9 protein-coding genes are annotated in these 5,443 nt (G+C 43.0%); 2 read left to right on the top strand and 7 right to left on the bottom strand.

What is annotated here, in order from left to right:
- Window positions 1-232 precede the first annotated feature (232 nt).
- Complete coding sequence (locus O9290_RS19905) at window positions 233-349, bottom strand: photosystem II reaction center protein I (protein WP_002732356.1); 117 nt, start codon at window positions 347-349, stop codon at window positions 233-235.
- A gap of 182 nt (window positions 350-531) precedes the next feature.
- Between O9290_RS19905 and rsmI the strand changes: the two genes are divergently transcribed.
- Window positions 532-1,371 carry a 16S rRNA (cytidine(1402)-2'-O)-methyltransferase gene (rsmI, locus tag O9290_RS19900; RefSeq protein WP_288087422.1) on the top strand — a complete coding sequence of 280 codons (840 nt, stop codon included), beginning with the start codon at window positions 532-534 and terminating at the stop codon, window positions 1,369-1,371.
- A 36-nt stretch (window positions 1,372-1,407) separates the two neighbouring features.
- On the opposite strand, the gene O9290_RS19895 is transcribed toward rsmI, so the two are convergent.
- From O9290_RS19895 to O9290_RS19870, 6 genes are read right to left on the bottom strand one after another with little or no spacing between them, the layout of a single operon-like run.
- Window positions 1,408-2,577, bottom strand: coding sequence for an LptF/LptG family permease (locus O9290_RS19895; protein ID WP_288087420.1), 1,170 nt, complete (start codon window positions 2,575-2,577; stop codon window positions 1,408-1,410).
- Window positions 2,578-2,612: 35 nt separating this feature from the next.
- Window positions 2,613-3,341: an LPS export ABC transporter ATP-binding protein gene (lptB, locus tag O9290_RS19890; protein WP_061432734.1), complete on the bottom strand. Its 729-nt coding sequence runs from the start codon at window positions 3,339-3,341 to the stop codon at window positions 2,613-2,615.
- A 2-nt stretch (window positions 3,342-3,343) separates the two neighbouring features.
- The gene (locus O9290_RS19885) at window positions 3,344-3,520 is read right to left on the bottom strand and encodes a hypothetical protein (RefSeq protein ID WP_288087418.1); all 177 of its coding nucleotides are present in this window, start codon (window positions 3,518-3,520) and stop codon (window positions 3,344-3,346) included.
- Window positions 3,517-4,017: an LptA/OstA family protein gene (locus O9290_RS19880; RefSeq protein ID WP_288033272.1), complete on the bottom strand. Its 501-nt coding sequence runs from the start codon at window positions 4,015-4,017 to the stop codon at window positions 3,517-3,519. Before O9290_RS19880 ends, O9290_RS19885 begins: the two co-directional genes overlap by 4 nt.
- 49 nt (window positions 4,018-4,066) lie before the next feature.
- A complete protein-coding gene (locus O9290_RS19875) occupies window positions 4,067-4,492 on the bottom strand; it encodes a DUF309 domain-containing protein (protein ID WP_147073110.1) in 426 nt (141 codons plus the stop codon).
- A 9-nt stretch (window positions 4,493-4,501) separates the two neighbouring features.
- Window positions 4,502-4,861 carry a ferredoxin thioredoxin reductase catalytic beta subunit gene (locus O9290_RS19870; protein ID WP_061432731.1) on the bottom strand — a complete coding sequence of 120 codons (360 nt, stop codon included), beginning with the start codon at window positions 4,859-4,861 and terminating at the stop codon, window positions 4,502-4,504.
- Window positions 4,862-5,024: 163 nt separating this feature from the next.
- Here O9290_RS19870 and O9290_RS19865 point away from each other — a divergent pair.
- On the top strand, window positions 5,025-5,443 hold a 419-nt coding region (locus O9290_RS19865; protein ID WP_288087416.1), incomplete at its 3' end, for a helix-turn-helix domain-containing protein.

The following is a 5,443-nucleotide window of genomic DNA, read 5'->3' as shown; positions in this document are numbered from 1 at the left end:
GCCAAGCTTTTCTGGTCGGAACCCCCTAAGCCGAGTTTTCAAGGTGCTGCGCCGTCCACTTGGTTTTCGAGACTGGCCTTTTAATTCTAACGTAAAGCCAACCTAGAACGGCGGGGTTTCAGACCCAAAATTTCCGATGATACTACCATGATCATTATTTCTAGGGAGACAGGGAAAGTTTAATAACTTGTTCCCTGTGCCTCTACCCTAGAACCAGTTTGTTAATTGTCTTCTACTCAAAGTCTTTGCGTCCGGGGTTACGGGTAGGATCGCCGGAAAGGAAGCCAAAGATAAAAAGTAAGACAAAGAAGGAAACAACGATATAAACGGCGATTTTTAGGGTTAACATTACTAAGACGTTCTCCTTAGACTAGATTAATGCAATAACAGGGTTAGCATACCTTGACCTACTTTACCCTATTTGAGTGATCCCTGAACAGAGAAAAGCGATCAGTCTTCAGTTATCAGCCTACTGTTTACTGTTTACTGATCACTGAAAATACGACTAAATAGCCTATTTTTAGCCAATTTATGAATAATCTCGGTAAATTATATGTGGTGGGAACGCCGATCGGCAATTTAGACGATCTGACTTTGCGGGCCCTGGCAACTCTCAAAAAAGTCTCTCTAATTGCTGCCGAAGATACCAGACACACGGGCAAATTATTACAGCATTTTGATATTCCGACCCCTCAAATTAGTTACCATGAACATAATCGCCTTTCCCGTCTCGATCAGTTATTAAATATTCTCAGCCAAGGTCAGGATATCGCTTTGGTTACTGATGCGGGAATGCCGGGGATTTCTGACCCGGGTTATGAGTTAATTAAAGCTTGTATAGAAGCTCAGATCGAAGTGGTTCCCATCCCCGGAGTAACGGCGGTAATTACTGCTTTAGCGGTGTCGGGATTACCCACGGAAAGATTCTGTTTTGAAGGATTTCTTCCGGGTAAGGAAAAGCTGAAACAAGAGCGCTTAGAGGGTTTAAAAACTGAAACGAGAACGATGGTTTTTTATGAAGCACCCCACAAACTTATTAAGACTTTGGAGGATTTACGCGAAACTTTCGGATCAACGAGAAAGATAGTTTTAGGTCGAGAATTAACCAAGCTTTACGAAGAAATTTGGCGAGGAACTATCGCCGAGGCGATTAATTTATATCAGGAGAATAAAACTCCTAAAGGGGAATTTACAATCGTAGTTATGGGCAACGATCAGGCCGATAATATCCAATTATCCGACGAGGAATTAAAACAGGAATTAAAACAAATTATCGAAGGAGGAGTTAATCGATCGCAAGCCAGCAGACAATTAGCACAGGTTACTAATTTATCCCGCAGTCGTTTATACAAATTAGCCCTAGAAATTTGATGATTATCAATTTTTATTCCCACCGCTAACCCTCGATTACTTAGCTGATTGAATTAACAAAATTCCCCCAGCAGTTAATCCTAAAATATTGGGCAACCAAGCGGCCATCAAGGGGGTTAAAACTCCGCCAATGCCTAAGGAACTGGTGACAAAAGATAGGAGATAATAGGAGAAAATTAGGACAATACAAATACCGAAACTGGTGGCTTTATTAGAATTTTGGGGACGTAATCCCAAGGCTGCCCCAATCATCCCAAAAACCAAACAAACAAAGGGTAAAGATATTTTCTGCTCGATTTGAACCTGTAGTTTTCTAATTTTGGTAGGATTGCCGCTTAATTGCAGTATTTTTAGGTATTCCTGCGCTTGTCTCAGGGTCATTTCTGAACCATCTCGGCCTCGAAAAGCTAAATCTAACGGGGTACGCGGTAGGGCTAATTGTTGATGTTGAAAGCGGACAATATTACGATAGGAACCATTAGGATCAATTAGATAAATTGTGCCGTTATAAAAATCCCAGATATTTTTTTCAATATTCCAAGAAGCTGATTCTGAGGTAATAATTTGATTAACTTCCGGTTGGGTGCGATCGAGAATGGTTAAACCTAACATTTCTTGACCGTTAAATCTTTCAGCATAAAATAACCTTCTTAATACCGTTTGGGGTTCCCCTCCATCCGGTGGCCGCACTTTGCCGTATTCAGGATAAATAATATTATCTTCAATAAAAGACTTGCGATTTGGTCGCAGAGCTTTGGTCATGGTAGCATTAGCTTCATAACTGGCAGCCGGAGCCACATAATCATTAAAAACGTAGGTTAATCCCGTCACTATTAAACTTAGCACAATGGCGGGAATTATTAGGCGATAAACACTAATTCCAATACTTTTCAAAGCAATTAATTCGCTATCACTGGCTAAACGACTGTAGGCCATTAAAGCCGCTAAAAGTATCGACATGGGAAAGGCTAAAACGATAAACTCTGGCATTTTTAATAAGAGAATTTTTAAGGCCAAAGCAAAAGGTAAACCCGATTCAGTAATCCGTCGCACTAAATCAAATAAAGTACCGATCGCCACTCCCAAAGAAGTGAATAAACCCATACCAAATAAAAAGGGCAATAATAACTCGACAAAAATATAGCGGTCTAAGATGCTAAATCCGGGTATTCTACTTAAATTTCCTTGCCAATTGCCAACTTTCATGATATAACTGATGCAGCGATTTTTATTAATAACAATTATCGGAAAAAATTATCACCCAAATAATACTGACGCACCAGAGGATTATTATAAAGTTCTTCGCCACTTCCCGCCGCTAAAATCTGCCCTTCGCGCATAATATAAGCCCGATTAGTGATAGCCAAAGTTTCTCGCACATTGTGATCGGTAATTAAAATTCCCATCTGACGCTCCCTTAAACCGGCGATCATCGCTTGAATCTCGGACACGGCGATCGGATCCACCCCGGCGAAAGGTTCATCTAATAATAAAAATCTCGGTCCGTTGACTCCCACCGCTAAAGCGCGAGCTAATTCCGTCCTTCTTCTTTCTCCTCCGGAAACGTAGGCTCCTTTAGTGCGAACAATCTTATCGAGGCGAAATTCTTTTAATAAATCATAGAGACGATTTGCCCGTTGGGAAAAGGGAACCCCCGACTGTTCTAGGGCTAACTGAATATTTTCTGATACAGTTAAATAACGAAAAATACTGGCCTGCTGCGTCAGATAGCCAATACCCAGACGCGCCCTTTGATTAAGGGGTAATTTGGTAATTTCTTTTTGATCGAGCCAAACGCGCCCTTGATTCGGTTTAATTAATCCCGTGGCGATATAAAAAGTTGTGGTTTTTCCCGCACCATTTGGCCCCAATAACCCGACAATTTCCCCCGGGGCAACAGTAATACTCACCCGGTTAACCACGAGCCTTTTACCGTAGGATTTATGGATATTTTCTAATACTAAAGTCATCTTTATCGGCTGTTGGGTGTTGGGGAAGTGGGGAAGTGGGGGGGTGGGGTGTAGGGTGTAGGGTGTGGGGTGTGGGGTGTGGGGTGTAGGGTGTAGGGTGTGGGGTGTAGGGTGTAGGGTGTGGGAAGAATAACTAAAAATAATCTCCTGACTCCTGACTCCTGTCTCCTGACTATCACTGCGGGTTAATAATTGGGGCAGCGGGGAGGGAAGGGGAAGGTATGGGTGCGGGTGTCGGAGAAGCAGCCGGTTGGGGGGAAGTTTCGTTATCTTTGACTAAATAAATTGACTCCACCTGCTGACTGGTTTGGGGAGTAGCGATAAATCTGCCCTCATCGACAAGATAAGTCATCGTTTCGGCGCGGATACTGTTGCCTTCCTGCAAAACGTAAACGTTACCCGTCATCACTAAACGACGTTCGCGGCTAAAATACTGAGCTTGGGCGGAAGTGGCCTGCATTTTGCGAGCGGGATAGAACACTTGTACGTTACCCCTAGCAGTAATTACCCCCGTTTTTGAGTTCGCCTCCTGAATATCCGATCGCACTGTCATGGCATTACCTGGTACAATGTTCTGCTGTGCTTTGACTAGGGGAGAATTGCCCAATCCCATGATTAAGCCAGCAGAAACGAGGGCAACTAGCCATCCTCTGATTTTTGCGTATCTTGCTCTCATAGAAATCTCACCTATAGACGTAATTGTATTGACTAACTAATCTAGCTTTTTAGAGAACGGGATGACTTTTGAGGATTTTCGGCAGAGAACAGATAGATCGATCGAGGTGGGGATGAGGATGTTCCTGATTGCTTTTCATCGCTTCTAGCACTGCCGGTAAAGCTTGGGGATCGAGATTCTGTAAAAAGTTTAATAGATCCAAACTCTCCCCCACCAAGTGCGTCACGTTGATCCCCTCGTAATCGGGTTGATAGTGTTGCAAACGTCTAACCCCTTCTCCCAAAAGAATTACCGCCCCGCGCCAGTTATTATTTTCCAGATGGTAACAAGCGACAGCAATCTGCAAAATGCCTTGATAAAAGGTTTTTTCAGGCTCTGTGGACTCCATCCACAAAGCCTCCAGGGTATCATGACAAGCATAGAATTGCTGGCGATTAAATTCGTCGATTCCTTGGCCAAAAGCGGTGGCTGTCATTACCCTAAACTAATGCCCCTTCATCGATTCGCGGACTTCTTGGATATAGTCGAGGGAAATTATCTGTTCTTCCCCAGCAAACTCGTTATCGGGGGTAATAAATAGCATACAGTGACATTCTTTCCGTTCCCGCATCGGTACACAGGGACAATTCCAGAAAGTATTTTTTACCTCCGCTTCTTTGTCTTCGTAGTGACGACAGGGACATAAAGGAGCGCCTAATTCGTCCTTATGACGCGCTAATCCCTCAATTACTACGGCTGTCACCGAGAGATCGCTACAGAAGTAAGTATTTGTACCTTTAGCGTACTGTTCGGCAAACTTTTTCATCGCCTCAAGACTCTTATCCGTGTTTGTGATCTGGCTCATAGTTATCTGATCCCCTTAGCTTTCTACAAAAAAACTTTTTACCTAAAATGTCAGCTTGAAGGAACCCTCGGTTTTACCTCGGAGATGAAAAGCTGACATCGCCTTGACACCTTGTACGATGAGTTGCTAGATTATAAGCATAACACATTGAGAGGTCGAGTCAATGCGAGTCATAGAGTTTAAGTTAAAAACCAATTCACACCAAGAGATAGCCATTCAAGAGGCTATAGGGGTGGGACAGTTCATCGAAAATTTGGGTCTGAAACCCCGTCGTTCTACGACGGCTTTACCGTTAAATATTAGCGCATTTACACGATATATGCTAGAATGCGAGATATGGAAAAGCTATCGCTACCGATTTTACCCCACACCAGAACAAGAGTCGCTATTGCGGCGCACTTTGGGATGTGTAAGATTAGTTTACAATAAAGCTCTCCATCTCAGAACACAAGCTTGGTACGAAAAGCAAGAAAGAGTAGGCTACGCTCAAACTTCTTCAATGTTGACCGATTGGAAAAAACAAGAAGAATTAGACTTTTTAAACGAAGTTAGCTGTGTACCTTTACCACAAGGGTTAAGACA

It is taken from the genome of Microcystis sp. LE19-41.2A (genome assembly GCF_027530405.1).
Taxonomy (GTDB): domain Bacteria; phylum Cyanobacteriota; class Cyanobacteriia; order Cyanobacteriales; family Microcystaceae; genus Microcystis; species Microcystis aeruginosa.
The sequence above is the reverse complement of the archived record's forward strand: the minus strand, read 5'-3'. Positions and strand labels throughout refer to the sequence as shown.

What these genes read in the sequence shown, in the direction of transcription:
- O9290_RS19870 (WP_061432731.1), bottom strand. Translation starts at nt 4,861, where the DNA reads ATGAGCCAGATCACAAACACGGATAAGAGTCTTGAGGCGATGAAAAAG.
- O9290_RS19880 (WP_288033272.1), bottom strand. Translation starts at nt 4,017, where the DNA reads ATGAGAGCAAGATACGCAAAAATCAGAGGATGGCTAGTTGCCCTCGTT.
- rsmI (WP_288087422.1), top strand. Translation starts at nt 532, where the DNA reads ATGAATAATCTCGGTAAATTATATGTGGTGGGAACGCCGATCGGCAAT.
- O9290_RS19895 (WP_288087420.1), bottom strand. Translation starts at nt 2,577, where the DNA reads ATGAAAGTTGGCAATTGGCAAGGAAATTTAAGTAGAATACCCGGATTT.
- O9290_RS19875 (WP_147073110.1), bottom strand. Translation starts at nt 4,492, where the DNA reads ATGACAGCCACCGCTTTTGGCCAAGGAATCGACGAATTTAATCGCCAG.
- O9290_RS19905 (WP_002732356.1), bottom strand. Translation starts at nt 349, where the DNA reads ATGTTAACCCTAAAAATCGCCGTTTATATCGTTGTTTCCTTCTTTGTC.
- lptB (WP_061432734.1), bottom strand. Translation starts at nt 3,341, where the DNA reads ATGACTTTAGTATTAGAAAATATCCATAAATCCTACGGTAAAAGGCTC.